The 25,253-nt window shown below is 64.7% G+C and carries 22 protein-coding genes and 1 tRNA gene; 6 read left to right on the forward strand and 17 right to left on the reverse strand.

Annotated features, from left to right (window positions below; translation table 11 throughout):
- Window positions 1–62: 62 nt before the first annotated feature.
- Both H610_RS24025 and H610_RS0115685 read left to right on the forward strand, forming a co-directional pair.
- Window positions 63–1,088 carry a hypothetical protein gene (locus H610_RS24025; protein ID WP_236614310.1) on the forward strand — a complete coding sequence of 342 codons (1,026 nt, stop codon included), beginning with the start codon at window positions 63–65 and terminating at the stop codon, window positions 1,086–1,088.
- Complete coding sequence (locus H610_RS0115685; protein WP_028240558.1) at window positions 1,085–1,474, forward strand: hypothetical protein; 390 nt, start codon at window positions 1,085–1,087, stop codon at window positions 1,472–1,474. Before H610_RS24025 ends, H610_RS0115685 begins: the two co-directional genes overlap by 4 nt.
- 88 nt (window positions 1,475–1,562) lie before the next feature.
- On the opposite strand, the gene H610_RS0115690 is transcribed toward H610_RS0115685, so the two are convergent.
- Window positions 1,563–2,432: a LysR family transcriptional regulator gene (locus H610_RS0115690; protein ID WP_028240559.1), complete on the reverse strand. Its 870-nt coding sequence runs from the start codon at window positions 2,430–2,432 to the stop codon at window positions 1,563–1,565.
- An 87-nt stretch (window positions 2,433–2,519) separates the two neighbouring features.
- Here H610_RS0115690 and H610_RS0115695 point away from each other — a divergent pair, with 87 nt between their 5' ends.
- The gene (locus H610_RS0115695; protein WP_028240560.1) at window positions 2,520–3,446 is read left to right on the forward strand and encodes a DMT family transporter; all 927 of its coding nucleotides are present in this window, start codon (window positions 2,520–2,522) and stop codon (window positions 3,444–3,446) included.
- Window positions 3,447–3,474: 28 nt separating this feature from the next.
- On the opposite strand, the gene H610_RS24030 is transcribed toward H610_RS0115695, so the two are convergent.
- The 7 genes from H610_RS24030 to H610_RS26085 all read right to left on the reverse strand — a co-directional run bounded on the left by H610_RS24030 (window position 3,475) and on the right by H610_RS26085 (window position 9,981).
- The gene (locus H610_RS24030) at window positions 3,475–4,842 is read right to left on the reverse strand and encodes an MmgE/PrpD family protein (protein ID WP_084166470.1); all 1,368 of its coding nucleotides are present in this window, start codon (window positions 4,840–4,842) and stop codon (window positions 3,475–3,477) included.
- A gap of 108 nt (window positions 4,843–4,950) precedes the next feature.
- Entirely contained in the window at window positions 4,951–5,262 is a 312-nt protein-coding gene (locus H610_RS0115705) for a DUF4387 family protein (protein ID WP_043238763.1), read from the reverse strand.
- Between the two features lie 2 nt (window positions 5,263–5,264).
- On the reverse strand, window positions 5,265–6,632 hold the full coding sequence (locus H610_RS0115710; RefSeq protein WP_028240561.1) for an acyclic terpene utilization AtuA family protein: 1,368 nt from the start codon (window positions 6,630–6,632) through the stop codon (window positions 5,265–5,267).
- Between the two features lie 2 nt (window positions 6,633–6,634).
- Window positions 6,635–7,657, reverse strand: a complete 1,023-nt coding sequence (locus H610_RS0115715; protein WP_028240562.1) for a phosphoglycerate dehydrogenase — start codon at window positions 7,655–7,657, stop codon at window positions 6,635–6,637.
- Between the two features lie 121 nt (window positions 7,658–7,778).
- The gene (locus H610_RS0115720) at window positions 7,779–9,065 is read right to left on the reverse strand and encodes a CitMHS family transporter (protein WP_028240563.1); all 1,287 of its coding nucleotides are present in this window, start codon (window positions 9,063–9,065) and stop codon (window positions 7,779–7,781) included.
- A 134-nt stretch (window positions 9,066–9,199) separates the two neighbouring features.
- Window positions 9,200–9,580: a MipA/OmpV family protein gene (locus tag H610_RS26080; protein ID WP_256380904.1), complete on the reverse strand. Its 381-nt coding sequence runs from the start codon at window positions 9,578–9,580 to the stop codon at window positions 9,200–9,202.
- On the reverse strand, window positions 9,526–9,981 hold the full coding sequence (locus H610_RS26085) for a MipA/OmpV family protein (RefSeq protein ID WP_256380905.1): 456 nt from the start codon (window positions 9,979–9,981) through the stop codon (window positions 9,526–9,528). Before H610_RS26085 ends, H610_RS26080 begins: the two co-directional genes overlap by 55 nt.
- A 136-nt stretch (window positions 9,982–10,117) precedes the next feature.
- On the opposite strand from H610_RS26085, the gene H610_RS0115730 reads away from it, so the two are divergent.
- Window positions 10,118–11,326: a citrate synthase gene (locus tag H610_RS0115730; protein ID WP_028240564.1), complete on the forward strand. Its 1,209-nt coding sequence runs from the start codon at window positions 10,118–10,120 to the stop codon at window positions 11,324–11,326.
- Between the two features lie 53 nt (window positions 11,327–11,379).
- Here the strand turns inward: H610_RS0115730 and H610_RS0115735 are convergent, their stop codons facing one another.
- From H610_RS0115735 to H610_RS25535, 3 genes are all read right to left on the reverse strand, one after another.
- A complete protein-coding gene (locus H610_RS0115735) occupies window positions 11,380–12,672 on the reverse strand; it encodes a lipase family protein (RefSeq protein WP_236614311.1) in 1,293 nt (430 codons plus the stop codon).
- 226 nt (window positions 12,673–12,898) lie between these two features.
- Window positions 12,899–14,368: an OprD family outer membrane porin gene (locus H610_RS0115740; protein ID WP_236614312.1), complete on the reverse strand. Its 1,470-nt coding sequence runs from the start codon at window positions 14,366–14,368 to the stop codon at window positions 12,899–12,901.
- Window positions 14,369–14,481: 113 nt separating this feature from the next.
- A complete protein-coding gene (locus H610_RS25535) occupies window positions 14,482–14,805 on the reverse strand; it encodes a hypothetical protein (RefSeq protein ID WP_152529112.1) in 324 nt (107 codons plus the stop codon).
- A gap of 814 nt (window positions 14,806–15,619) precedes the next feature.
- Here H610_RS25535 and H610_RS25055 point away from each other — a divergent pair.
- Window positions 15,620–15,892, forward strand: coding sequence for a type II toxin-antitoxin system Phd/YefM family antitoxin (locus tag H610_RS25055; RefSeq protein ID WP_201768374.1), 273 nt, complete (start codon window positions 15,620–15,622; stop codon window positions 15,890–15,892).
- Entirely contained in the window at window positions 15,858–16,172 is a 315-nt protein-coding gene (locus H610_RS0115745; protein ID WP_043238767.1) for a type II toxin-antitoxin system RelE family toxin, read from the forward strand. Before H610_RS25055 ends, H610_RS0115745 begins: the two co-directional genes overlap by 35 nt.
- A 174-nt stretch (window positions 16,173–16,346) precedes the next feature.
- On the opposite strand, the gene H610_RS0115750 is transcribed toward H610_RS0115745, so the two are convergent.
- The 6 genes from H610_RS0115750 to H610_RS24040 all read right to left on the reverse strand — a co-directional run bounded on the left by H610_RS0115750 (window position 16,347) and on the right by H610_RS24040 (window position 25,000).
- A tRNA-Thr gene (locus H610_RS0115750) sits at window positions 16,347–16,422 on the reverse strand.
- A 116-nt stretch (window positions 16,423–16,538) separates the two neighbouring features.
- The gene (locus tag H610_RS0115755) at window positions 16,539–17,318 is read right to left on the reverse strand and encodes a DUF3618 domain-containing protein (RefSeq protein ID WP_028240568.1); all 780 of its coding nucleotides are present in this window, start codon (window positions 17,316–17,318) and stop codon (window positions 16,539–16,541) included.
- Window positions 17,315–17,749, reverse strand: coding sequence for a phage holin family protein (locus tag H610_RS0115760; RefSeq protein WP_028240569.1), 435 nt, complete (start codon window positions 17,747–17,749; stop codon window positions 17,315–17,317). Before H610_RS0115760 ends, H610_RS0115755 begins: the two co-directional genes overlap by 4 nt.
- Window positions 17,746–18,519, reverse strand: a complete 774-nt coding sequence (locus H610_RS0115765) for a hypothetical protein (RefSeq protein WP_028240570.1) — start codon at window positions 18,517–18,519, stop codon at window positions 17,746–17,748. Before H610_RS0115765 ends, H610_RS0115760 begins: the two co-directional genes overlap by 4 nt.
- A 487-nt stretch (window positions 18,520–19,006) precedes the next feature.
- The gene (locus H610_RS0115770; RefSeq protein ID WP_028240571.1) at window positions 19,007–21,211 is read right to left on the reverse strand and encodes a glycoside hydrolase family 5 protein; all 2,205 of its coding nucleotides are present in this window, start codon (window positions 21,209–21,211) and stop codon (window positions 19,007–19,009) included.
- Between the two features lie 1,293 nt (window positions 21,212–22,504).
- On the reverse strand, window positions 22,505–25,000 hold the full coding sequence (locus H610_RS24040; RefSeq protein ID WP_028240572.1) for a cellulase family glycosylhydrolase: 2,496 nt from the start codon (window positions 24,998–25,000) through the stop codon (window positions 22,505–22,507).
- Between the last annotated feature and the right edge of the window lie 253 nt (window positions 25,001–25,253).

Consider the following 25,253-nt stretch of genomic DNA (forward strand, 5'->3'; position numbering starts at 1 on the left):
TTGCCGCCTGGGAACAGAAAGCCGAAGCCACGCCCGAGCTTTCGGACTGGCCGCCGCCCGACATGCTCAAGCTCCCCGAGCCCCTGCCTCCTGGCTTCTACGTCGTACCGCGCAGCATGTCCGGCGAGCAGGTGCTCGCCAGGCTGTTCACCGACAGGCCTCACACTCATCTGGTCAACCGCATCAAGTCGCTCAATCCCACCTTCGCCCAAGGCTTCAAGGCGGGCGAAATGTTCATCATCGGCAACCTGCTCAACCCGACCGCCTGCTTGCGCGAAGAAGCCGACCTGATGGCCGCGGCCACCAAGGTGCGTGACGCCCTGGAACCGCTGAGCGAAGACGAGGCCGACTTCATGACTGAGCATCAGGCCGAAATCGCGCTGATGCTCGGCGGTGCCGGTGGAGCGCTCGGGGTCGGCAAGGACGTGCTGGAGAACGGGCTGAAACAGATCGCAGGCACCCTGCGTGACGTCGAATACCTGCATCAACGTGAATTCACCACCCACGGCCACCTGAAAAGCCCGCAGTTTTTCGCCACACGCCAACAGCTATACCGCCAGCTCGACAACCAGCTGAAGGCGACCTTGCTCGGCAAGCAACTGGGCCTGGGCAGCTACCCGACGCTGCGCCGCGACCTCGGCATCTCCACCCGCAGCCTGGTACACCACTGGAGCAAAGGCGGCGCTCCCGGCCAGATACCCGGCTACGCCACCCACATGGATGAGGTCGCCAAAGCGGCCAAGTACCTCAAATACGGCGGCCACATCGGCATCGCCCTGTCCGGAACCGCCTCCGCCATGACGGTTCAGGACGTCTGCCGCGCCGGGGAGGCCGAGGCCTGCCAGAAGATCCGCTTCACCGAGGCGGGCAGCTTTGGCGGGGGGGTGGGTGGTGGATCGGCTGCCGCGGCGTTGACCGGATCCGTAGCTGGCTCGATTTGCGCAGCCATTGGAATCGGTTCGGGAGGTATAGGCGGAGTCGTTTGCGGCTTGATCGTAGTCGGTGGAGCTTCGATGGCTGGCGGAGCTGGTGGAGCGGCAGCTGGGGAATGGATGGGCGAGTTCTTATACGAGCAGACCAAGCAATGAGTACGTTCTGGAACTCTTGGTGGGCATTTGCCTTTATGTTGGCCCCCTTCGTGATCGCGCTCTCTGGCGTGTTCATGTTTCTTTTCATGGCCTACCGAAATCTCGAAACGCTCCTCTGGCTGTTCCCTAACAGTACGTATGTCAAAAGGCAAAAATTGCTGTGGGGTGGCAATGGCTTGCGCTCGCGCTTCATGCTGACCAGCAGCTTGGCGGCCGTAGCCTTGTGGCCAAACGGGCATATCAAGCGCGGAGAGCTCGATGAGGATGAAGTCCGAAACCTGCCTCACTCGATTAGGCGCCGAATGGTTGTTGCCTGGTGGCTTTGTGCTGTCGGCATGGCCTGGCTGTTCCTGGCGGTTGGTCTGCTCAAGCTCACCAGAGGCTAAACGGCTTTGCGGCCAAGGACTGGGCGATCACGATTCCTGACCGGCAAGGTCCCGGGGTGGCTCTGCGAACGGACGTTCGCCTTCCCGCTCAATCCGAACCGGACGACCTGAGCGTCCTGATGATCAGGTCCCTGAGGCTGTCCACGGCCTTGGAGCCTTGCGAGGCGCGGCTTCGGTAGACCGCGACCTGCATCGGTTCCAGCGGGCCCAGGCCGTGCTCGCTGCCGAGGATCTGCAGGTGCTCGGGTGCGCTGCACTGGGTCAGCACCGCCACCGCCAGGCCGCTCTCGACCGCGGCGATCTGGCCGGCCAGGCTGGAGCTGTTGTAGACCACCTTGTAGCGGCGCCCCTGCAATGCGAGTGCGTTGATCGCGCTGCGGCGCGCGAGGCTGGCGGCCTCGTAGACGGCGATCGGCAGCGGGTCGCGGCGCCACAGCTCGAAGTGCGCCGAGCCCACCCACACCATCGGCTCGTGGAACAGCAGCGTGCCGCGACGGGCGTGATCGCGGGAGACCAGCGCCAGGTCCAGGTCGCCGCTGGCCACCCGCGGGATGAGCGCCGTCGACTGTTCGCAGTTCAGCTCGATCTCGACCCCGCCGTGCCGCGGGGCGAAGCGCTTGAGCACCGGGGTGATGTAGCGGGTGGCGTAGTCGTCGGGCACGCCGAGCCGGACCCGACCGGTGAGCGTCTCGCCACCGAAGGCGGCCTGGGTCTCGGCGTGCAGGTCGAGCATGCGCCGGGCGTAACCCAGGAGCGTCTGCCCGTCGGCCGTCAGTTGTAGATGCCGTGGGCCGCGCACCAGCAGTTGGCGCCCGAGGGCCGTTTCCAGCTTCTTCAGTTGCATGCTCACCGCGGACTGCGAGCGATGCACCTCGCCGGCCGCGCTCGACAGCGAGCCGGCGTCGACCACCGCGACGAAGCACTTGAGCCAGTCCATCTGCAAATCGCGGGGCATCATCGGCGCCGTCCTTCCATTCGATATTCGAATACCTGCCTGAAAGATTATGCGCTTCTCGCCTCGGCGAGCCAGCCCGATGATGAGCGCATGAACACCGACCAACAGAACCCCGGGGCACTCGGCAGGCACGACAGGCGGCACGCAGGCGGCGCCCTGCCCTTCATCCTGGGCAGCGTCATCCTGGGCACCATCGGCATCTTCGTGCACGAGGCCGGCACCGATCCGCTGACGGCGACCTGGTTCCGCTGCGCCTTCGGCCTGCTCGGCCTGACGCTCTGGATAGGCTGGCGCCGGCAGCTCGGCCGCCTGCGTCCGAGCCGGGCGAGCTGGCGCGGGGTGCTCGCCGCCGGGGGGCTGATGGTGCTGGGCTGGGGGTTGTTCTTCGCCGCCATCGAACGCACATCCGCCGGGGTGGCCACCGTGCTGTTCCACATGCAGCCGCTGTGGGTGCTGCTCCTGGGGGCCTGGTACCTGAAGGAATCCGTCGCCCCGCAACGCATCGCCTCGGTGGGGATCGCCATGCTGGGACTGGTGCTGGCCACCGGGGTGCTCGAACGCCTTTCGCCGTTCGGTGCCGGCCAGCCATCGCAGGCGGGCTACTGGCTGGGCGTGGGCTTCTGCCTGTTCGGCGCCCTCTGCACGGCCTGGGTCACCATCATCGCCCGCCAACTGCGGGACATGCCGACCGGCATTCTGGCATGGTGGCAATGCGCGATCGGCACGTTGGCCCTGCTGGCCTGGCCGACGCTCAATGGCTGGCCCGAATGGGGCGCGTCCTGGGTCTGGCTCTCGAGCCTCGGGCTGATCCACACGGGGCTGGCCTATGCGCTGCTGTATGCCGGCATGGCGCGCCTGAGCAGCGACCGTATCGCGGTCTACCAGTTTCTCTACCCGGCGGTCGCCATCCTCATCGACTGGCTGGCCTACGGGCAGCGCCTGGGGACGCTGCAACTGATCGGCGTCGCGATCATGGTAGTCGCCATCTGGTTCACCGAGCGCGCGCCGAAGCCCTAAGCGACAGGGCCGCCCGCCTGCCCGGCCGTCAGGGTCTCATCGCGTCGAACAGCGCGGCGTAGTCGCTCTGCCGCTCCAGGCTGGCGACGAATCCCAGGACCCGATCCTGCGCCGACGGGTCGAGGTGCGGCGCCGCCATGCGGCGAAACTTGCGCTCGAAGTCCCCGTCGGTCATCGGCGTTTCCAGGGAGCCGGGGCCGCTGATCATCTCGCAGGTCAATCGTTCGCCCGACACCAGGGTCACGCTCACCCGGTTCGCCAGGTAGCGGGGGAACAGCCGGGTCAGCCCGGCGTCCTCGCTCACCGTCGTCCTGCCCATCAGGGCGATGGCGCGCGGGTCGCAGATCCGCTCCATCGAATAGGAATCCAGGGTGATGTCCCCGTCCAGCAGCGCCCGCGCCACGTTGTAGGGCAGGCTGTGGTCGGCCGTCTCGCGCGTTCTGGGCTGCCATTTCTCCGGGTCGGCCAGCACCCGGCGATTGAATTCGGATGTCTCGATCCGAATGGACTCGATGGCCTTGAGGTCAGGGATTCGCGAGCGCAGGTCGATGGCCGCCCATACTGCCGTGTGCAGCTCCCCATTGGTGGGGAAGGTCTTGGTGAGCGAGCGCAGGATGGCGAAGTCGCCGTTCGCACGGTTTCCGAAACCTTCGACGTCAAGTTCGAACTCGCCCGACACCTGCCGGAAGAAGCCCATCTCGCCTTCGAACGCCGGGGCTGGCCCGGTCATGCCGTGGCGCGCCAGCTGCGCGGCGAAGATCGCGCTGCGCGCCGCGTTGGCGGCCGAGCAGCCCTTCCAGTCCGACAGCGAGCCCGAGCGCACCTGGCGCGTGGCCAGGTGTGCGCCAAGCGCGATGTTGATCGCCTGTTCCGCCCGCGCTTCGTCCAGCTGCAGCAGCCGGGACGCGGCCGCGGCCATGGCGACGTTGATGTAGTTGACGTGATCCCAGCCGCGCTTGTTCAGACTGGCCGCGTCCTGCAGCCGCATCTGGATCTCGTAGGCGACCACGATGGCCGCGATCAGCTCGCTCCCAGTCGCGCCCTCGGCCTCCGCCAGGGCGAGGCAGGCGGGAATGTTGTCGCTCGGATGGCCCGGCTCGCGGCCCATGTAGCCGTCGTTGTAGTCGAGAAAGCGCACCATGACGCCGTTGGCGAACGCCGCCAGCTCAGGCGTGGTGCGCAGGTTGGTGCCGAACACGCTGGCAGCCGGCAGCGGCGTCTGGGCAGCCATCGCCAGCGCGACCTGCACCGGACCGGCGCCGTAGGCACCCAGGATGCAGGCCAGGCTGTCGACCAGGCGCCGGCGCACGCAGGCGGTCACGGATTCGGGTATGTCCTCGGCGGACAGTTCGCAGGCATAGCGTGCGAGATGCCGGGCCAGTGTAGGGTCGGACATGGGAATTTCTCCATTGCTCCTCTGCGCGCTGCATCGAGCGCTCGGGGGTTCGGGAACCAGGCCGGCAGCGCGGACCCGCCGGGATCGCGCTGCCGGCAGCCGCGCCGGTCAGACGCCGGCCCGGGCCAGTTCCTCCGCCAGCACGTAGCCCCACTGCGCGCCGTGCATGTCGCGATCGGCCACCGAACCCTGTACCACCGGGCGCGGCAAGCTGATCTTGATCACGTTGAGCGGCGCCATGTGGAAGATCCGCACCTGCTCGGGGTCGCTGTGGAACAGCGCGGCCATGGACGGCGCGCTCAGGTGCGGGTCGCCGCACAGCCTGCCGAAGGTCTCGGCGTCGGCACAGAAGACGTCGAAGGTCAGCCAGAACGGCCCGGCGCTCTTCGAACGGATCTCGTAACCCTGGGAACGGCTCATGTTCAGGCTCCTGTCACGGTGAAATCGAAACGGAACGGGCTCAGCGGGTCCGGCACCACCATCACGTGATTGAGGGCGAACTCGTAGATCAGCCCGCGATCCATGGACGCCGGCGACAGCGGGAAGGCGTGGGTCGGCAGCTCTTCGTCCTCGGGCAGCGGGAAATGCAGCATGTAGGGGTTGAGCAGCGCTAGGATGTCGCGGGTACGCGATTCGTCCGGACTGGTGGCGATGGCCAGCACGCCGATTTCCACCGGCGTGCCGACCTGCGGCTCCAGCGCGCCCAAGGCCGAGTTCTTGCCGATGGCGCGGAACTGCAGGTCGTAGTCCGCCGGGCCGATGCCCAGGTTCTTCTCGATGCGCTTGCGCATCACGTCGTCCAGCTGCCCCAGCCATTCATCGAAACGCGCGATGTATTCCGGCCCGCGCACCACGCTCAGCAGCACCGACTGATAGCCGGCCGGCGCCGCCCCTTCGAGCTTGACCGTGTAGCGCTCGGCCGGCTCCCAGACCGAGCCTTCCACCCGCACGCTCCGCTCGCTGAGCGCGGTGTAGGTGGCCGCCTCGACGTTCAGCGCGCCGCCCGGCTCGACCAGCAGCAGCGGGTTGCTGTTCTCGTAGAGCATGTGCGCCATCACCGACTGCGGGGTCAGGCGCGCCTGGTCGCCGATCGCGGTGATGGTGAAGCCGCGGTCGTCGATCTCGGCCATGACCATGGCGTCGGCCGGCGTGGTGGTGCACTGGGCGCCGCACTCCATGGTCTTGCCGGCGTGCCAGGCCGGCCCCGCCGGCGCGCCGCGCATGACCGGCAGGCAGGCGAGCACCGCGGTGTCGGTGGCGCGGCCGGCGACGATGATGTCCGCGCCCTGCTGCAGCGCGTGGATGAAGGGCTCGACGCCCATCGCCGCGACGATGTGCGTGCAGCGTTCGATCAGCGCCTCGTCGATCGGGCGCACCGGATTGAGCGGCAGCACCCGGCCGTCGGCCAGCGCCTGGGTCACCGTGGCGGCGTCCTGCTCGCCGTAGATGGCAGCGATCTTGACGTTCTGCCCCAGCTCGGCGGCCACTTCCAGGCACAGCCCGCGCAGCAGGTCGACGCCGGCGTCGGAGCCGCAGGTGCCGCTGCTGCCGATGATCAGCGGCACGCCCAGCTCGGCGCGGGCGCGCATGTACACCAGCAGCTCGGCCTTGAGCACGGCCGCCGAGCCCTTGGTCTTGCCGGTGCCGAGGTAGTAGGGGCCGGAATCCGTCGAGCCGCCGTCCATGGCAATCACGTCCGGTTTTTCCAGCAGGGCCTGTTCGAACAGGTCCAGTCGTAGGCCCGAGCCGATGCAGCCGGTCGGGACGAGCACCTTGATGCTGTTTTTCATCGTCATTCCTCGTGTGAAAGCTGGCCGCGCCCGTCGGCGATGACGCAGGACGCTGGCGGCGTGTCGCCGTTCAGCACCGCGACGACGCACTGCGCGGCGATCAGGTTGGTGCGCTGCAGGCCTTCGTGGGTCGAGGCGCCGCTGTGCGGGGTGGCCACGACGTTGGGCAGGGCGAGCAGCGCCTGGGTGGTGGGTCGATGAAGGTGATCGGTCTCGCTGAGGAACACGTCCAGGCCGGCCCCCGCGATGACGCCCGCCTGCAGGGCTTCGAGCAGCGCGCCGTCGTCCACCAGGCCGCCGCGGGCGGTGTTGATCAGGAAGGCCGTGGGTTTCATCCGGCGCAGCGCATCGGCGTCGATGAGAAAGCGCGTGTCCTCGCGCAGCGGCGCATGCAGCGTCACGTAGTCGCTCTCGGCCAGCAGCGTGTCCAGCTCGACGTAGTTCACCCCCAGGGCCCAACCGGGGCGCCGGTCCGGGTGCGGGGTGCAGGCCATCACCAGGGCATCGAAGCCGACCAGGCGCTTGGCGACCCCGCAGCCGATGCGGCCCAGGCCGACGATGCCGACGGTCTTGCCGCAGAGGTCGTGGCCGAGGGTGATGGACCAGTCGCCAGCCGCCATGCGCGCCTTCGATTCGCCCAGTCGGCGCCCGAGCGCCAGCATCATGGCCACGGCATGATCGGCCACGCTGGCATCGTTGCCGCCCACCGCGATGGTCGCCACCTTGCCGCTGGCGCGCACCGCCTCGACATCGACGCGCTCGTAGCCGACGCCGCGGCGGGCGATCACCTTCAGCCGCGGCAGCCCGGCCAGCAGCGAGGCGGTGATCCAGGCGTGGCCGACGATCCAGGCGTCGGCATCGGCCAGCAGCGCCAGCAGCCGGGCTTCGTCGAGATCGCCATCGGCCTGCCCGTCGGCCAGCGGGGCGATCTCTACCTCGCAGCCGTTGGCCTGCAGGTAGGCCAGGCTTTCAGGATCGAAGAAGCGCTGGGTCACCACGACCTTGCGCGGGAATTGCTCGCTCATGGTGTCGCTCGTCCTTCCGCGTGGTTGCCGTCCCGCCAGGGCCCGGCGTTTCTTTCGGCAAGCCGCTCCCCGTCCCGGCGTCAGCGGCCGGGCGCGTGGCGGTTCTCTGTACAGGGGCTCGCTAGAGGATGGCGCCGGTGACCAGCGCACCCACGATCAGCACCCCGGAGCAGCCCAGGGCCCAGCCCAGGCAGTAACGCTGCAACTCGCCCAGGTCGCGCTTGAGCAACCCCGCCAGCAGGTAGGGCGCCGCCACCAGCGGGCTCATCGCGTGCACCGGCAGCCCCAGCACCGAGGCGCGGGCGATGTGGATCGGGTCCACGCCGTACTCCGCGGCGGCGACACCCAGGATCGGCAGGATCCCGAAGAAGAAAGCGTCGTTGGACATGAAGAAGGTGAAGGGCACGCTCGCCAGCGCCGTGATGAAGCCCATGTAGGGACCGGCGTGTTCCGGCACCACCCTGAGCAGCGCCTGGGACATGCCGTCGACCATGCCCGAGCCGGTGAGGATGCCGGTGAAGGCGCCGGCGGCGAAGATCAGGGCCACCACGCTCAGCACGCTTTCGGAATGGGCGGCGATCCGTTCGCGCTGCTCGGCCAGGCGTGGGTAGTTGATCACCAGCGCCAGGGCGAGGCCGATCATCATCAGCATCGGCAAGGGCCCCAGCCCCGCCCCCATGGACACGATCAGCCCCAGGGTCAGCGCCAGGTTGACCCAGAACAGCCTGGGCCGGTGGCTGGCCTTGGGCTCGCGCACCAGCAGCGGGCCCGCGTCCGTCGCCCGGCCGGGCACCCAGCCGAGGCGCTTGCGCTCGCGCATGCCCAGCCACCAGGCGGCGGCGAAGGCATAGACCAGGCCGATCACCATGGTCGGGATCAGGCCGAGGAACACGTCCAGCGCGTCCAGGTGCAGCGCACTGGCAGCCCGCGCCGTCGGCCCGCCCCAGGGCACGATGTTCATCACCGTGTTGGTCAGCAGCAGCATCACCGCCAGGATCAGCGGGTTCAGGCCCAGCCGCAGGTACACCGGAAGGAACGAGGTCACCACCACCAGCACCGTGGTCGCGCCGTCACCGTCCAGCGAGATGATCGCCGACAGCGCGGCGGTGCCCAGGGTGATGCGCAGCGGGTCGTCACCGACCCAGCGGATGATCCGCTTCACCGCCGGCTCGAACAGGCCCGCGTCGAACATCACCGCGAAGTACAGCAGCGCGAACATCAGCATCATCGCGGTGGGCGTCACCTTGAGGACGCCGTCCATGATCATCTCGCCCATCTGCGGACCGAGCCCGATGCCGAGGCCGAAGACCACCGGCACCAGGATCAGCGCGACGATCGCCGACAATCGTCGCGTGAGGATCAGCAGCATGAACACCGAAACCATCGCGAAACCAACCCAAGCCATTATTTTTGTCCTTGTTCTTAGGAATTCAGGTGGGGGTGCGAACCATCAGGCGGCTAGGAAGCCGGCCAAGATGTACGACGGGACAAACATACACATTGACGTTTTTCCCGTAAATCTTGATTTTTTCCGTACACCATTCAGTCGAACAGCCAGGACACTCCCAACCTGAATCCGACGTGGCTGGAATCACTGTCCACCAGCGGGCTGTCGGTGATGCGGTCCGGCAGCCTGCGGTAGCTGGCCTCGGCACTGAGCAGCCAGCGCTCGCCGAGCGGCTTGGCCAGGCCCAGCGCCACGCCGGGCACCACGGCGCCGCCCGGACGATAGCGGCTCACGCCGCGCGCCTCCTCGTCGCTCAGGGTGCCGTAGTAGTAGTCGGCGAGCTTGTCCGACAGGTAGCTCACCGCCAGCGACGGCGTCACCGTCATGCCCGCCAGCTGCATCGGATAGCCATAGCCCAGGGTCAGCTCGTAACCCTCGCTGGCGCCGCTGACGTCGGCACGGGCGGACAGGCGCACCTCGCCCCGAGGCTTTTCCAGTTCGCCCGCAAGCCGAGGTCGACGCCATCGTCACGATCGTCCAGCAGGTCGCGGTCGATGCCGTTCCTGGCCAGTTCGGCGCGCCCGAAGTCGCTGCGGTCGATCCCCTCGAAGCGCCCGGCGACGATCGCCTCCAGGCCGAAGCCCTCGCGCTCGACCAGCCGCATGCCGGCCGTCACGCCCCGCACGAAGAAGCGCTCCCCTTCGTAGTGCAGCAAGGGCAGCACCGATACGGATCTGTCCGCGCCGGCGTAGAGGCTGTCCGACGCCGCTACCCCCAGACCGATGGACTGGAAGCCGGGCTCCCTATCCGCCAGGGCCGTAAGGGGCAGCAGCAGAGCAGCCTGAGCGACAGACACAGCAAGACACAGCGATTTCATGAGGAAAGCCTCTGATCAGGGGGTGGATTATGCGCGGAGTGCCCCGATCTAGACGTTCCGAAGGAGGATTTGCAGGACTGTATACAGAGGACTAAGATCGGTAAATCTGTACGGAAGTCGTCTACATAAGGGCGCCATGGCCAATCAAGATGAGCTCTACCTCTCCGCCGAAGAGGCCGCCAGCCTGCTCGGCGTCAACCTGACGACCCTGTATGCCTACGTGGGCCGCAAGAACATCCGCTCGATGAAGGTCGAGGGCTCGCGCAAACGGCGCTACTGGGCCGCGGATATCCACCGCCTGGTCAAGGGCAACCGGGGCGGCGACAGCCCATCGACCCGACGCGCCAGCCCCGACTCCAACAGCTCGCTGACGCTGCTGACCGAAGACGGCCTGTATTACCGCGGCCGGGACGTCAACGAGCTGGTGGAACAGGCCACCGTGGAAGAAGTCGCGGAGATGTTCTGGCAGGTGCCGGGCGCCTTCGGCGACACCCTGCCGCACATGCCCGAGGGGGTCGCGCCGCTGCTCGAGCTGTACGCCCACACCACGGTGACCGAGAAGGCCATCGCCCTGTTTCCGCTGGTGGAGCGGGAAAACCCGAAGGCGTTCGACCTGTCACCGGAAGGCTACGCACGCACCGGCGCCGACGTGGTGCGCTGGTTCGCCGCGCTGGTGGTCGGCGCGACGGCTCCCGACACCCGCCCGCTGCACGAATTCATCGCCTCCTCCTGCGGCGTCGATGAGCGCTTCGCCGACCTCATCCGGCGCCTGCTGATCCTCTGCATCGATCACGAGCTGGACCACTCCACCTACAGCGTGCGCGCGGCGGCCAATACCGGCGTCACGCCCTACTACGCCGCGATCACGGGCCTGGCCGCCGCTCGGGGCCGGCGCATCGCCTATGGCCGCAGCGAGGCGGTCAGCCGCCTGCTGTCCGATGTGTGCAATGCCAAGGATCCGGCCGAGCCCATCCTGCAGTACTACAGCCAGGGTGGGGACATCCCCGGGTTCTGCGCCAACGCGCACTCGGCGCACCGCGTGCACAGCATCGCCGACCCGCGCGCCATCAGCCTGAAAAGAACGCTGGACGCGATGTTCGCCGAGGACGCGGAGTACCTGCGCCTGCTCAAGGCGATGAAGGTGGCCGAGGAACTGGTGCAGCGCCCGGCCGAGTTCATCCTGCTGGTCAGTTTCGTCGGTCGCAAGCTGGGCCTGGATGGCCAGGAACTGACGCTCGCCGCCGTCGCCCGCCTGATCGGCTGGATCGCCCACGCCTGCGAGCAGTACAACCAGCAGCCGCTGGTCCGGCACCGCGCCCGCTATACCGGCGCGCTGCCGGGCTGAGCTTCGGCGAGTGCGGGCCGACGCCCCGCCCCTCATGCTGGGCTCAGCGCACCTCAGTCATCGTTGAAGGGCGCCAGCGGGTCCCGCTCGCCGGGAGGGCCGGGCGGTTGAAGGTCGGCGCAATTGGCGCTGACCGCTCTCCCTTCGAGCCGGGCGCTGGCGAACGCGAAGGCCTCGTCCAGGGAGCCGTGCATCGCCCCGTCATGCCCCATCCCCTCGAGAAGCCGCCAGGTGACCTCGTTGCCGGCCGCGCACAAGGCGGCGGCGACCGCGTACTGCTCCATGGGCGTGATGGTTCGGTCGGCCTTGCCGGTTGCGATCAGCAGCGGAAAGCGGATCGACGACAGCGGCATGTCGGTGGTGGGCACGCGCAGGGGCGCCAGCTCCTGCGGGCTAATGGCCAGCAGATCCTCGAACGAGCCGACCTCGAACTCCCGCGCCTTGCGCGCGATATCGCCCGTGCAGCCCTGGCGCGCAACGCCGAGCAGCGCCCGTCCCTTGGCGCTCAGAATGTCCTCTATCGGAGGCGCCCCGTCCTTCAATGCGCCGGTCGCGAATCCCAAGAACATGGTCAGCGAGTTGCGCCTCGGCAAGGCGATCGGCCCTTCGGGAAAGGTACTGTTGGGTCCGGTGATCACCGCGCCGCGGATATCCAGGTCCCTGGCATGGGTGTCAGCCAGCGTCGCAGCCCCCAGCGCCGCCCCTCCGCCCTGGGATTGCCCGGCGAGCAGCGTCCGGCCCGAAAGCGCGCCGGGCGCGACGGCCTGGGCGGCGCGGATCGAATCCAGCACCGAGCGCCCTTCCGCTTGCCAGTAGGAATAAGGGTGCGGCCCGGGTCCTCCCAGGCCCTGGTAGTCGGTAGCGACCACCGCAAAGCCCTGCGCCAGCCAGCGGTTCAGGTAGGACGCATCGCGGCGCCTGAACCCCGCCCAGGACGGCGCGCAGCTGTCGGCTATGCCCAGCGTGCCGTGCGCCCAAGCCAACAGCGGCCAGCCACCGGCAGGCGGTTCCCCTGCCGGCAGGAACAGGGTGCCGCTGACGGGAATCGCCCCCGAGTTCCAGCGCTCGTCCCGCGAGCTGTAGAGGATGCGGATGGCTGCCGATGCTGCCGGCATGTCCTCCTGACGCGCCACCGCCTCCTGTCTCAGCAGGGTTCCAGGGGTATTCGGCACCGGGCCGGACCAACGATAAAAGGGCGACAGCTCCATGTCCCCCGCGTCGGGACCGACGGGCAGCGCCGGCCCCTTCGCCTGAGCCGCCACGACCAGGCAGAGTGCAGCGATGGCCCCGAGTCCGAATCGAACGATGGCCGGTGCCGCCTGGAAAATTCCGAATATCCGCATCATGTAGCCGTCCCTTCCTCAAGCGCGGCCGGGATCCAGCCGCGGCAGCTTGTGAGAACTCACTCGACCTTGAGGCCAACTCGGCAGGCAAACCTGACCGGGGCATCGCCTGCCGGCTCGAACGCTTTTCGCGGTCAAGACCGCTCCCACAGGGTTCTGCGCAGCTTTTGTGGGAGCGGTCGGGGCGCCTAGTCTCGACCGCGATCGGGCGTAACGCTTCTCCCTAGAACTAGAAGGCGTAGTCGATATAGGTCCGCAGTTCCTTGCCCGTCACCACGTTCTCCGGTTGGGCGGAGACCAGGGAAACGAAGCCCTCGTCGATCCGGTAGTCCGTATAAATGATGCCCACCGACAAACCGGCATAGTCCTTTTCATCGAAACGATAATAAAGACGATATTCCGTTTGACGCTCAGTGATATCCGTCGACACCCCTGTAAAGGGATTGTCCGCATCGAACTTCCCTCGCTTGTGGATGACCATTGCCTTTACGCCATCAAGAGGCACATCGAACAAGGAAAGCCCGCTGAAGTCATATTCGGCCCCGACCTGCCAGGTTGTTTCGCCGTCATTGTTGAAGTCATTTCCTGCTTCCGTCCAGGCGTCCATCAGCCCGTCGACGTTATCGCCATGATCGTAAAAGGCGTAGCCAAGTAGCCCGTTGCTCAACTTCGCATCCGTTTCGGAGTAGGAAAGCCCGAGGCGCAGGCGATTCATCAGAATGCCGAGATTCACGTTCAACCAACTGGCCTTGTCGTCGTAGGCGGCCTCACCCTCCAACCAGTCACGCCGCCATATATCGCCCGCACGTTTGAAGTCGTAATACTGGGTATTCAATACGATTCCCCCGTTTTCGCCGACCGGGGCCTGCAAGGTGAGTTCATAGCGCCTGTTCTCGTTGAAGTCCTTCGCCACACCATGCCGGTAGCTGAACTCAACGGCCTTCAGGTCATAATTGAAGCCATAGGTATACAGGCCACCTATCGTTTCGCCGGTGTTGCTCATCAGGCGCTCGAAGTCTTCCCGGTCCCGGGGCGAACTGCGGTTGACGTAGGCGACGTCGAAGTCCAGTTCGCCCGGCAGCGGGCCGACTCCGAGGTCGGTGAAGCTGAGGCGCGCACGCGCGCCCTGATAGGCCCCCGGTGCGATCCGGGTGTCCAGCGTTGCCAGCGTGCCGGCATCGAAGCGACCCCGGCCGACCTGCATGTCCGCCTCCCAGTCCGTACCGCCATGCCGAAACTTCAGGTAGCCCTGCCCCAGCTTGGCGAAGCCCTTGTTGCTTCCACTCGTATCGTCAAAGATATCCCGGCTGTTCTGCCTGGAATCGATCTTGGCCACGCCATAAAGCGACGCATCGAATCCGACGAATCCGCCCCAGTAACCGGAGCTGTAATCCACGATGGCGCCGATACCGGTACCCCCCAACTTCGATCCGTCCGGAAATCCCCCAAACTGGTCCTCCACCAGGTCGTTGTATATTTCGGTGTCTATCTGCAAGGCGCGGATATAAAGATTCAACTTCCCTTCATCCTGGAGCCGCTCGGGATATTCGATGGTTGCCGCCAGAGAACTACCGGCACTCGCAAGCAATACCGAACAGGCCATCAGCGTCATTCTTTTCGCCAGCATACGAACCTCTTCTATTGTTTTTATTTGAACAAGGCTTTCCCTGCAGGCCTGTGCGAAGCCCGCAACGATCAAACAACTACTCTTACTTATCCAGACATTCACAAGCGCCCGCACAAGCAACCATCGAGTTAAAAAACCTCCCGACATGCCTGGAAACAGAACCTCTTTAGAATGCCGCTCGTTGATTAAAAAGACGCAGCCGACGAACTTCTCACATCGAACCCAAAAAACGCCTGACGAGAGCGCAGGAGCCCGAAACACAATGGTGAGAACATCGACATGAGTGCAGTGGGCGCAACTTCAGTCCCCCCACTCAGGACCATATCGCCAGGGTCGGAACCCATACCGCCAGTCAAACCGAATGCGAGCGGCACCGGTATCGGCACGGTCAGCGCTGACGATCGCTTGCCAACGATCGGCGCCATGAAGGTGGCGACTTTCGCAAAACCCAACCAAGCCATGCGTTGTACCTTCTTATTTTTGTCAACGTGGATGGAAATAATCAACATATACAGAGAAATTCTCTCTGTGAATCTATATTCGAGAAACCCTTCGTGTAAATATTGATTTTTTCCGTCAACTAATCATCAACTGGCGTGAAGCGATAAAAGTGTTGGAGAGGCGTGGTCGTATCCGACAGGCTGGTCGGAGAGCCCGGCTACAGATGCCTGAAAGGCGAGAAGGTCGGCCGGGCTGTCCGGGCGGCACTGGGGGCTGGGGCTGAGACCCGGGATGCTGGTCACGCCGTTGTGAAGAACTCCTGACCACGACAGCTCGGCCCCAAGAACCCGGATCGTTGTCAGTAGGCAGGCAGGAGCGGAGCAAGGTGCATGGCAGTGCTGCAAGCGCCTGTAGCGAGAACGGCCCTCAAAGAGACACCGTCCCAAAAGGAAAAGGGCCAGCTTGCGCTAGCCCTTTTCGAGATCCGTGGTGCCGGTTAGAGGAGTCGAACCCTGACCTTCGCATTACGAAAGATCGGCACCTGTCATCGCCAAAGCTGGAAGCCAGTAAATTCCGGGCGCTTCCAGCGCACCCTCTATACAACCGGATGTGGCTATCGGCATGCCTCGGCCGTTTTAGGGGCTCCTACTCACCGGCCCCCAGCGTAGCCGAGTCGCTCCAAAAAGATCTTCAAGAGTGCTTTTAATGGGGCTACTATTCATCTACCTACCCTTCACAGGTGACCTTACGAAGACTTTGATCAAGACAGCCCGGCCACAATAGAGAACCCGGATTAGCTCAACGAAGCTTGATGGTTCGGCCCTGTGGATATGAGCTCGGGCACCCTAGAAGCGCGGATAGTAGAGAACAGGGGATATGGCGATGACTTACACGGTACTGGCTGACATTGCGGCGTCGGTGACAGAACTAAAAAAGGACCCAATGGGTACCATCCGAGAAGGTGGCGGCGAGACGATCGTGATCCTCAATCGAAACGAACCAGCGTTTTATGCCGTGCCACCCGCACGCTACGAAGCCATGCTGGAACTGATCGACGATCTGCGGCTAGCTGAAATCGTACGCGCTCGTGCTGGTGAACCTACTGTACGAGTAGATATCGATGACCTCGTTGCGCAAGCCGGCGGAGCCGACTAAGTACGCCCTGGAGTTCAACGCCCAGGCACTCAAGGAGTGGGGCAAGCTGGGTAACACCATCCAGCTACAGTTCGCCAAGAAGCTCAAAGAGCGCCTCGAGAACCCTCGAGTGGAGGCCGACAGGCTCAGGGACATGCCCGACTGCTACAAGATCAAGCTCCGTGCCATTGGCTACCGCTTGGTCTACCAGGTGATCGACAGCCGTCTGGTCGTCACAGTGATCGCCGTAGGCAAGCGAGAGCGAAGCAAGGCATATGGCAGTGCCGCAAGCCGCCTGTAGGGAGCGTCGAACCATGCGCAGCCTGCCGCTGAGAGTTGACCGGCTAATGCATCGTCCCAGGCCTAGGGGTCCCGCACATGCCACGAATGTACCGGCTGGCATAGGCGAAGGGCGTCGAGAGACGCGATCCCAAAAGAAAAAGGGCCAGCTTGCGCTAGCCCTTTTCGAGATCCTTGGTGCCGGTGAGAGGAGTCGAACCCCCGACCTTCGCATTACGAATGCGCTGCTCTACCTACTGAGCTACACCGGCGACAGGCGGCGCATTATCGAAGTTTGTTGGGCCGGACTCAAGCCCCGTAAGCCATGGAAAACAACGGAAAAACGCCCGTCAGCCAGGCTGGCGGGCGTTTTTCCGTGCCGGCCCGGTCAATGCGGGCGCGAGGCGCTGGCCTGGTGCTGGGTGGCACCGTCGTTCATGTCGCGCTTGAGCTCGTGCTTGACCTGCTCGGCGACGTCCTGCCCGACCGCCGAGGCGCGCTCGTAGCCCTCCTCCGCTTTCTCGCGGGCGCGATGGGCCATCTCGTCTCGAGCTTCGCCCATCAGCTCGTCCTCGCGCCGGGTCGGCGGGATGCAGGCGGCGACCAGCGCACCCAGCGCAACGCCGATCGCCCCGAGGGCCAGCGGCTGCTCGTTGAGCATGCGGTTGAAGCCGCCGCGCGCCTGGTCGGCACGGTAGCGCAGGTTCTCGCCGGCATGCCGGCTGGAGTCGCTGAGCCGTGCGCGCGTACTGCTGACCGAACTGGACAGGTTGTGGGTCATCTGCCCGGCGCGGTCCTTCAGGCTCGCCCCCTGCTCCTTCAGACCGGTGGTCTTCTCGGAGAGGCGGTCGCGCATCGAGGGGCCGGTCGAGGTCGAGTAGGTCGAGGCTGGCTGGCGGTTCTGCCCGGCCATCAGCCAGACCAGGCCGACACCGGTCAGGACGGTGGGTACCGGATTGGCCTTGAGCGTATTGCCGAGGTTGGTGACGAACTCGCCCCCGTTGCCCTTGGCGTAGCCCAGCACCGTGTCGATCATCTGCCCGGGCGACAGCTTGTCTTCCAGGGCATGGACGATGTTGGAGATGTCGGCGCGCTGCTGGTCGATCTCGCGCTCGAGCGTTTCCGGGTCCTTCTGTGCTTCGCGGTCGATATCGTTGGCTGTGCTCATGCTTTATGCCCTCTCACCACGTCCTTGTCCTTGTTGATCGAATCGATGGTGCGTTCGGGTTTGAAATTCGTGGCCTCGAACTTTTTCTTGCCGGCCGAAACCATGACCAGCCCGACGATCACCACCACGCCGCCGACGATCAGCGCTGCCAGCCAGGGCGCCATCACGTTGCTCAGGCCGTAGACACCGGCCATCAACAGCACGATGAATCCGGCCAGAAGCACGGCGCCACCGGTAGCGACACTGGCCGCGCCGGCCTTGGTGGAGCGGATCGACTCGCTGAGTTCGGCCTTGGCCAGCGCCAGCTCCTTGGTGAAGAGCGACGGCACCTCACGGGTCAGCTGGCGCAGCAGGCCGCCGACCGAGTTGTCGTATTCCGGGTGATCGGAAAGATGGCTGGTGGTCGCAGTGTGACGTTGCTGTTCGTTCATGGCAGGAGCCCTCCGTCAGTACCTTTGCCGTTGCGCCCGGCGGTGGAGCCGGAACCGGTGGTCAGGGGTGAACCCGCGGCGCTGGCGCCGGCCGGGGATGTCGGGGTCGGCCGGGTCAGGTCGGAATGGCCGGCATTGCTGACGCTGCCGACCGTGCCCACGCCGGCGCCGCTGCCGATGTGCTCGTCGAGCTCGCGCTGGCTCGGCAGGTGGCCGGCATCACCGTAGTGCGTCGACGCGCGATCATGGTGATCGCGGCGCAGGTGCGGACGATGCGAGCCGTAGTCACCGCTCTGCGCGCGCTCGCTGGAGGCCTTGGCGAAGCGCATCAGGCCGAAGCCGAGCGCCACGCTGCCGGCGATGAACAGCCCCGGGTTGTTGCGGGCCATGCGGGTGACGTCGTGGAACAGTTCGTCGGCATTCTTGGCACGCACGTCGTCGGCAAACTCGCTGAGGTACTGCGCGGCGCTGGTGACGTACTGCGAGAGGCCGGGCCGGTCCTGGTTCTCGAGCTCGGTGGCGGCAGCCTTGGCGCTCTGCGCGATCTTCTCGATCTCGCCCGCGGCGCTGCCGCGATAGCGCTCGAACTGCTCCCTGCCCTGCGTCTTCGCCTGCTCGGTGAGGTGCTGGCTGGCCTCGTGTGCCTTGTTCTTCATGTCTTCCGTCGCCGGAGCCGAAGAATGGCGTGGCGTATCCATGCTCGATGACGTCGAGAGGCCGGTCTGAGGCTGGCCGCCATAACCTGTGATGTTTTCATCGGGTGTCGCCATGATCATTCACCTTCTATTGGGCTTTGGCCGGTTGACCGTGTCCGTGGATACATGACAGCGCAGCTTGTCGCGCGCCATGCCAGTTGGTGTGCACATAAAAGGTGACAGGGGCGCTATATGTGAGTTCCGTCAAGCCGATATGCGCAACGGCATGCGTCTGGCGAGCCTGCCGAAGTTGTCGGACGGAAGTTCTAGTGGCCACTTGATACAGATACGACGAACGGTAGCGAATGTTCGAAAAAGAGCTCGTCGCGCCCTGGAAGGAGGCACGTACGCAGCGTTCTAGAGGGGTTTTCGGCGACCAGGGAAGGCACCGCATGCCGCACTTGGCATTATGCGATTACAAGCGAAACGGAAAGCGCCGGCGGGGTTGGTAAAAAATGGAAAATATATAAAGCAGCAAACAACAGTCGAATCGAAGTTCCTTTTTTCGCGGGCAAAAGAAAACGGGCCCGAAGGCCCGTTTCTTTTGTCTACCGACTCGCGATTACATCGGGCCGATAGTGGAGCAGCTGCTCTTGGCGGCTGCATGCTTCTGGAGAACCGGAAGCTGCGGACGGGCCTTGTTGCTCGACACATCCAGGCTCATCGAGTACTCGCCCCACCACGGACCGGCCGCCCAGTAGGTCATCGGGATGCAGTTCTCGCGCAGGTAACCCAGCAGGTTGTCCATTGCAGTCACTGCCGACGGTGCGAAGTCCGGGATACCGTGCTCACCGATGTAGCCGCGCAGTTTGTTCTGCTTCAGCCAGGTGACGAACGGCTTGACACGATCTACACCGATGTTCGGAGCGAAGGTCTCGTTACGGTTCGCGTAAGTACCCGAGGTGTCGCTGTCGATGTACATGTGTGCTTCGTACACCAGGTTGTTGCTCGCGTCACGCATCCACGGATCGTTGATCAGGCTGCCGTTGAACTGAGGCCAGTGCATGGCGCTCGAGTAGCGGTCGCCGGCCACGAAGATCCAGCGCTGCTTGTCCACGTTGCGGATCGCCTTGGCAGCTGCCGCGGCGGCCTGCGGCCAGTAACCGTTGGTGTCGTGCGGCTCGTTCATCAGGCCGTAGCCGTACACAGCCGGGTGGTTCATGGTCTTCTGCACGATCCGCTGCCAGGCGCTGGCGAACGAGGCGATCGGCACTTCGCTGGTGGCGATCAGCTTGTTGTAGTAGCGGTAGTAGTTGTGCATGTCGAGGATGACCTTCACGCCGTGCTTCTGCGCGAAATCCAGCGACTGCATCAGGCGAGCCAGTTCGGCCGCGTTCAGTTCGGTGTCCAGCTTGGGCTGGATACGCTCCCACAAGAACGGCAGGCGGACCAGGCCCATCCCCAGGTCGGCGTACTTCTTGTAGTACGACTCGGCCGGGTAGGTGTAGTTGACGCCATGCACACCCGGAACCACCGAGGGACCGAAACCGGCGCCCGACAGGTTCACGCCCACCAGTTGGATCGGGTTGGCGACCGGAGTGGTCGAACCCGAACCGGTGCTCGGTGCGGTGCTATCACTGGTGCTACCGCTGCTGCTGCCACTCGTGCTACCGCTGGTGCTGCCGCTGGTAGTGCCACTGCCACTGGTGCTGCCGCTGGTGCTGCCGCCCGTGCTGGTGGAAGGGGTCGACGAACTGGTGCTGCCGGTGGTGACCACGGCCAGGGTCTTCGGGTAGCCCACGGCGCTGGCGTTGACGGCGGCACCATCGAGGGCGACGCTCATGTTGGCGCCCGCCATGTAGATGGCCGCGACCTTGCGCACCTGGCCGTCGGCCAGCTTGACCGAGGCACCGGCCTTGAACGCGCTCTGGTTGGCGGTGCTGGCAGCGATGGAGAACATCGGCTTGGAACGCCACACACCATTCAGCCAATCGGTGTTGGTGAAGTTGTTGATCGCGCTGGTAGCCAGTACCTGTTCGGTGACCGTCGTGCTCGACTCAGCGGTATTGGAAGTCGAAGTACCAGTGCTAGTGCTGGTGGCTGTGCCGGCAACCAGTGTCTTCGGATAACCCACGACGCTCGCGTTCACGTTGGCGCCATCGAGTACGACGCTCATGTTCGTGCCGGACGGATAGATGGCCGCGACCTTGCGCACCTGGCCGTCAGCCAGGGTGACCGAAGTACCGACCTTGAAGGCCGCCTGGTTGGCAGCGGTGGCCGCGATGGAGAACATCGGCTTGGTACGCCATACACCATTCAGCCAATCGGTGTTGGTGAAGTTATTGATGGTGGCGGCGACACTGCCGGCCGTCTGAGTCGAGCCACTTTGTGTCGAGGTAGTAGTGGTAGAGGACGAACTGGTTGCAGTGCTGCCAGAACCGATGGTTACAACATTCGGATAACCAACTTTGCTGGCGTCGAGTGCAGCGCCTTCAGTGAAGATGCTGATGTCGCTACCAACTACATAGCCTTTGGTGATCTTGCGAACCTGGCCGTCGGCGAACTTCACCGAAGCACCAGCAACAAAGGCGGCCTTGTTTGCAGCAGTTGCCGGAACGGCAAAACCGCCAGCACTACGCAGAACACCGTTGAGCCATTCCGCATTGGTGCGGTTGGTCAGTACGGTGGAAGCGGAAACAGAAGCAACAGCAGCGGTGGTGGTGGCGGCCTGAGCCTGGCCCACGGTGGTCACGCTGCCCAGAACTACGGCCATGGCGACAGCAGCGACGAGTGCTTTACGGGCACCAGCAAATGCATTAACAGACATTGAAATCTCTCCGAAACTTAATACTGCAAAAGGGCGTCATGCCTTTTAAAAAGTGGGGAGCATCTAATTAACTGGCGCCAGACCTTTGCACGACCAGCCAAGTACGCAACCGGATTAAAACAGCGCGCCGATCCGAACTAGTGAACTCTTTAAGTGTTGGGATGAGTCGCGGTGCGGGGCGAATTATTAGGCCTTCCGGAGAAAAAGCAAAATTTTTTTGACGCCACTAAAGCGTCAGAAAGCCGGCAAAAAACAAGGTTTAATATCGTGCTGATATCGCGACATGGCTTAGTGCCACTAATAGGCACGAGCATGGATGCCTTGATTTAGCGCGGTTTTTAGTCGAAGAGCTGGCGTCAATTTTTCGAAAAGACATCGAAAAGAGTCGGCAGAGGGCGCTTTTTTTGCCGACGAACGGTAGGCGCTGAAGGCGTTTCCCACGCGCAAACCCCTCTAGAACGCCGTTTCGCTTGGTGTGCCGCGGCAGGGGTGACGTGGCTATCGGCGGGCGGACGATTGTCTTGAGGGGCTCATTCGGTCGAGAGAACAGGCGACCGTGCAAGGGCATGGGTGGCGTTTCATGCGCAGGCGGACGTTGTGCAGACCTGGTTCGCGAGCAAGCTCGCTCCTACGGACCCGCGCCGAATCCCCGGGCCGCGCCCATGCTTTTCCCCTCTTCCCTCCGCGAGAAGGTGACCCGCAGGGCCGGATGAGGGAGGGCTCCAGCACGCCAGCCTTCGCCCGGCCATCTCCCGGGACGGAGAGAGGGCCGGCTCCGTGCTGATATCTGGCATGGCGCTGGCCCGGTCGCAGGCAGAGCCTGCTCCTACAGGTGCCCGCCGAAGTGGCAGGCAACGCCGCGCCTTTCCCTTCTCCCCTCGGGAGAAGGTGGCCCGCAGGGTCGGATGAGGGAGGGTTTCTGCACGCCAGCCCTCGCCCCGGCCATCTCCCGGGACGGAGAGAGGGCCGACTCCGTGCTGATATCTGGCATGGCGCTGGCCCGGTCGCAGGCAGAGCCTGCTCCTACAGGTGCCCGCCGAAGTGGCAGGCAACGCCGCGCCTTTCCCTTCTCCCCGCGGGAGAAGTGGCCCGCAGGGTCGGATGAGGGAGGCAAGGCCATGCGAGCCCACGCTCCCCCGGCCTTTTCCTTCCGAGCCATGGCGTCGCAGGCAGAGCCCCTGCCCCACTCCACAAAAAAGCCAGGGGCCGTCCCCTTTCGGAAGACGGCCCCTGGCTTGAGGGTCCCGGGGTGCCTGGCGGGCGTGAACCGGTCAGGCATGCCGGCGGCCGGCGTTACCGGAGCGGGCCGATGCTGGTGCAGCTGTGGCTCGCCGCGGCCTGCTTCTGCAGCATCGGCAGTTGCGGGCGGTGCTTGCCGCTCGACACGTCCAGCGACAGCGCGTACTCGCCCCACCACGGGCCGCCGGCCCAGTAGGTGCTCGATACGCAGTTCTGCCGCAGGTAGGTCAGCAGGTTGTCGGTCGCGACCACCGCCGACGGCGAGAAGTCCGGGATACCGTGCTCACCCAGGTGACCGCGCAGGCCGTTCTTCTTCAGCCACTCGACGAAGGGCTTGACGCGTTGCACGCCGACGTTCGGATCGTAGACCGCGTTGCGGTCGGCGAAGCTGCCCGAGAAGTCCTTGTCGATGTACATGTGCGCTTCGTATACCAGGTTGTTCTTCGGATCGCGCATCCAGGCGTCGGTGGCCAGCTTCGGGTTATACGCTTCCCAGTGGTAGGCGCTCGAGTAGCGGTCGCCGGCGACGAAGATCCAGCGGTTCGCGTCCACGCTGCGGATGGCCTTGGCCGCGGCCATGGCCGCCTGCGGCCAGTAACCGTTGGTCGAGTACGGCTCGTTCATCAGACCGTAGGCGTACACGGCCGGATGGTTGACCACTTTCTGCGCGATGCGCTTCCAGGTGTCGGCGAACGAGGCAATCGGTACTTCGCTGGTGGCGATCAGCTTGTCGTAGTAGCGGTAGTAGTTGTGCATGTCGAGGATGACCTTGACGTTGTACTTCTTGGCGTAGTCCAGCGTCTGCAACATGCGCGACAGTTCGGCCGCATTCAGTTCGGTGTTCAGCTTCGGCTGCAGGCGTTCCCAGCGGAACGGCAGGCGCACCAGGTTCATCTTCAGGTCGGCGTACTTCTTGAAGTTGGCCTCCGTCGGATAGGTGTAATGCTTGTTGTACACACCCGGCAGGATCACGTGGTGGCCGAACTCGGCGCCAGCCAGGTTCACGCCGACCAGGGTGATGGGCTGGCCGCCGGTGGCCGGGTTGCCGGGCGTCGGAGTGGGCGTCGGGGTCGGAGCCGGGGTCGAGCCGGTGTCGCCGGTCGAGCCTCCGGTGGAACCGCCAGTGCTGCCGCCAGTCGAGCCACCGGTCGAACCGCCGGTGCTACCGCCCGTGCCGCCGGTGCTGCCACCGCTGGTGGTGCCGCTGACAACCGCCACGGTCTTCGGATAGCCGACCGTGCTGCCGTTCAGGGCAGCGCCTTCGAGCATCACGCTCATGTTGCCGCCGACCACGTAGACGGCAGTGATCTTGCGCACCTGGCCGTCGGCGGCCTCGACCATGGCGCCGGACTTGAAGGCGGCCTGGTTGGCGCTGGTGGCCGGGATGGAGAAGCCGGCGGACTTGCGCCACACACCGTTCAGCCAGTCGGTGTTGGTGAAGTTATTGATCGCGCTGCTGGCCAGGACCTGGCCGGTGCCGGGCGTCGACGGAGCCGGGGCCGGGGTGCTCGGCGTGTTGGCGCCGGACGAGGTGCCCGCCGCCAGCTTGTTCGGATAGCCGACCTTGGCGGCGTCCAGGGTGGCGCCGTCGAGCATGACGCTCATGTTGGCGCCCGACAGGTAGACGGCCACGACGTTGCGCACCTGGCCGTCGGCCAGGGTGACGCGCGCGCCCTTGACGAAAGCGGACTTAGCCGCGTCGGTCGCAGGGACGGAGAAGCCGGCGGACTTGCGCCAAACGCCGTTCAGCCAGTCGCTGTTGGTGAAGTTGTTGATCGCGCTCGAGTAGCTGATGCCGGTCGAAGGCGTGGACGGGCTCGGAGCCGGGGCCTGGCTGCCGCTGCCGGTATCGGCGCCGACGGCCACGGCCGCCTGCGGAGCGCCGACCTTGTTGCCGTCGAGGGTAGCGCCGTCGAGCATGACGCTCATGTTGGCGCCCGACAGATAGACGGCCACGACGTTACGCACCTGGCCGTCCGACATCTTGACGCTCGCACCCTTGACGAAGGCGGCCTTGTTGGCGGCGGTCGCGGGGATCGAGAAACCGGCGGACTTGCGCCAGATACCGTTCAGCCAATCGGTGTTGGTGAAGCTGTTGATGCCGGCGCTGACGCCGGTGGTCGCCGAGGGCGTGGATGGCGCAGGCGCACTACCGGCGGCAACGGTCGCGACAACATTGGGATAACCCACTTTATTGCCGTCGAGTGCGGCGCCTTCGGTAAATACGCTGATATCGCTACCGACGACATAGCCCTTGGTGATCTTGCGAACTTGGCCGTCGGCGAACTTGACCGACGCGCCCACTACGAACGCGGCCTTGTTGGCGGCAGTTGCAGGTACGGCGAAACCGCCGGCACTGCGCAGAACGCCATTGAGCCATTCGCCGTTGGTGCGGTTGGTCAGTTGAGTGGACACTGCAGCGGAAGTGACGGCGGCAGTAGTAGTTGCGGCCTGGACCTGACCGACAGTGGTTACGCTACCCAGTACGGCAGCCACGGCAACGGCTGCGACGAGCGCCTTGCGGGCGCCAGTGAATGCATTGATAGACATTTAACAACTCCGAAACTTAATACTGCAAAAGGCCGGGGCGCCTTTAAAAAGTACGGGAGCATTGAACCTGGAATATTTGCGTAGACCGCCTTGCCCCAAGTAAGCAACCGAATTCGACACAGTGACTATTCCGAACTAACCGAAGCCTGATCTTTTGGAATCAGCCGCTGTGTGGGGCGCATTTATATCGGTTTCCGCCAGCAAAGCAAAATTTTCCTGGCGCCACAAAATTGTCGAAACCGGTCTGAAATCA

It is taken from the genome of Stutzerimonas azotifigens DSM 17556 (assembly GCF_000425625.1).
GTDB classification, from domain to species: Bacteria; Pseudomonadota; Gammaproteobacteria; order Pseudomonadales; family Pseudomonadaceae; genus Stutzerimonas; species Stutzerimonas azotifigens.

Excerpts from the sequence above, each read along its gene's own strand:
- H610_RS0115760 (WP_028240569.1), bottom strand. The coding sequence starts at position 17,749 with ATGAACGAACAGCAACGTCACACTGCGACCACCAGCCATCTTTCCGAT.
- H610_RS0115745 (WP_043238767.1), top strand. The coding sequence starts at position 15,858 with ATGACCTCGTTGCGCAAGCCGGCGGAGCCGACTAAGTACGCCCTGGAG.
- H610_RS0115715 (WP_028240562.1), bottom strand. The coding sequence starts at position 7,657 with ATGAGCGAGCAATTCCCGCGCAAGGTCGTGGTGACCCAGCGCTTCTTC.
- H610_RS0115735 (WP_236614311.1), bottom strand. The coding sequence starts at position 12,672 with ATGATGCGGATATTCGGAATTTTCCAGGCGGCACCGGCCATCGTTCGA.
- H610_RS0115685 (WP_028240558.1), top strand. The coding sequence starts at position 1,085 with ATGAGTACGTTCTGGAACTCTTGGTGGGCATTTGCCTTTATGTTGGCC.
- H610_RS25535 (WP_152529112.1), bottom strand. The coding sequence starts at position 14,805 with ATGTTGATTATTTCCATCCACGTTGACAAAAATAAGAAGGTACAACGC.
- H610_RS0115710 (WP_028240561.1), bottom strand. The coding sequence starts at position 6,632 with ATGAAAAACAGCATCAAGGTGCTCGTCCCGACCGGCTGCATCGGCTCG.
- H610_RS24040 (WP_028240572.1), bottom strand. The coding sequence starts at position 25,000 with ATGTCTATCAATGCATTCACTGGCGCCCGCAAGGCGCTCGTCGCAGCC.
- H610_RS0115755 (WP_028240568.1), bottom strand. The coding sequence starts at position 17,318 with ATGAGCACAGCCAACGATATCGACCGCGAAGCACAGAAGGACCCGGAA.
- H610_RS25055 (WP_201768374.1), top strand. The coding sequence starts at position 15,620 with ATGACTTACACGGTACTGGCTGACATTGCGGCGTCGGTGACAGAACTA.
- H610_RS0115770 (WP_028240571.1), bottom strand. The coding sequence starts at position 21,211 with ATGTCTGTTAATGCATTTGCTGGTGCCCGTAAAGCACTCGTCGCTGCT.
- H610_RS24025 (WP_236614310.1), top strand. The coding sequence starts at position 63 with ATGCTCAAGCTCCCCGAGCCCCTGCCTCCTGGCTTCTACGTCGTACCG.
- H610_RS0115705 (WP_043238763.1), bottom strand. The coding sequence starts at position 5,262 with ATGAGCCGTTCCCAGGGTTACGAGATCCGTTCGAAGAGCGCCGGGCCG.
- H610_RS0115730 (WP_028240564.1), top strand. The coding sequence starts at position 10,118 with ATGGCCAATCAAGATGAGCTCTACCTCTCCGCCGAAGAGGCCGCCAGC.
- H610_RS0115695 (WP_028240560.1), top strand. The coding sequence starts at position 2,520 with ATGAACACCGACCAACAGAACCCCGGGGCACTCGGCAGGCACGACAGG.
- H610_RS0115765 (WP_028240570.1), bottom strand. The coding sequence starts at position 18,519 with ATGGCGACACCCGATGAAAACATCACAGGTTATGGCGGCCAGCCTCAG.
- H610_RS0115690 (WP_028240559.1), bottom strand. The coding sequence starts at position 2,432 with ATGATGCCCCGCGATTTGCAGATGGACTGGCTCAAGTGCTTCGTCGCG.
- H610_RS26085 (WP_256380905.1), bottom strand. The coding sequence starts at position 9,981 with ATGAAATCGCTGTGTCTTGCTGTGTCTGTCGCTCAGGCTGCTCTGCTG.
- H610_RS24030 (WP_084166470.1), bottom strand. The coding sequence starts at position 4,842 with ATGTCCGACCCTACACTGGCCCGGCATCTCGCACGCTATGCCTGCGAA.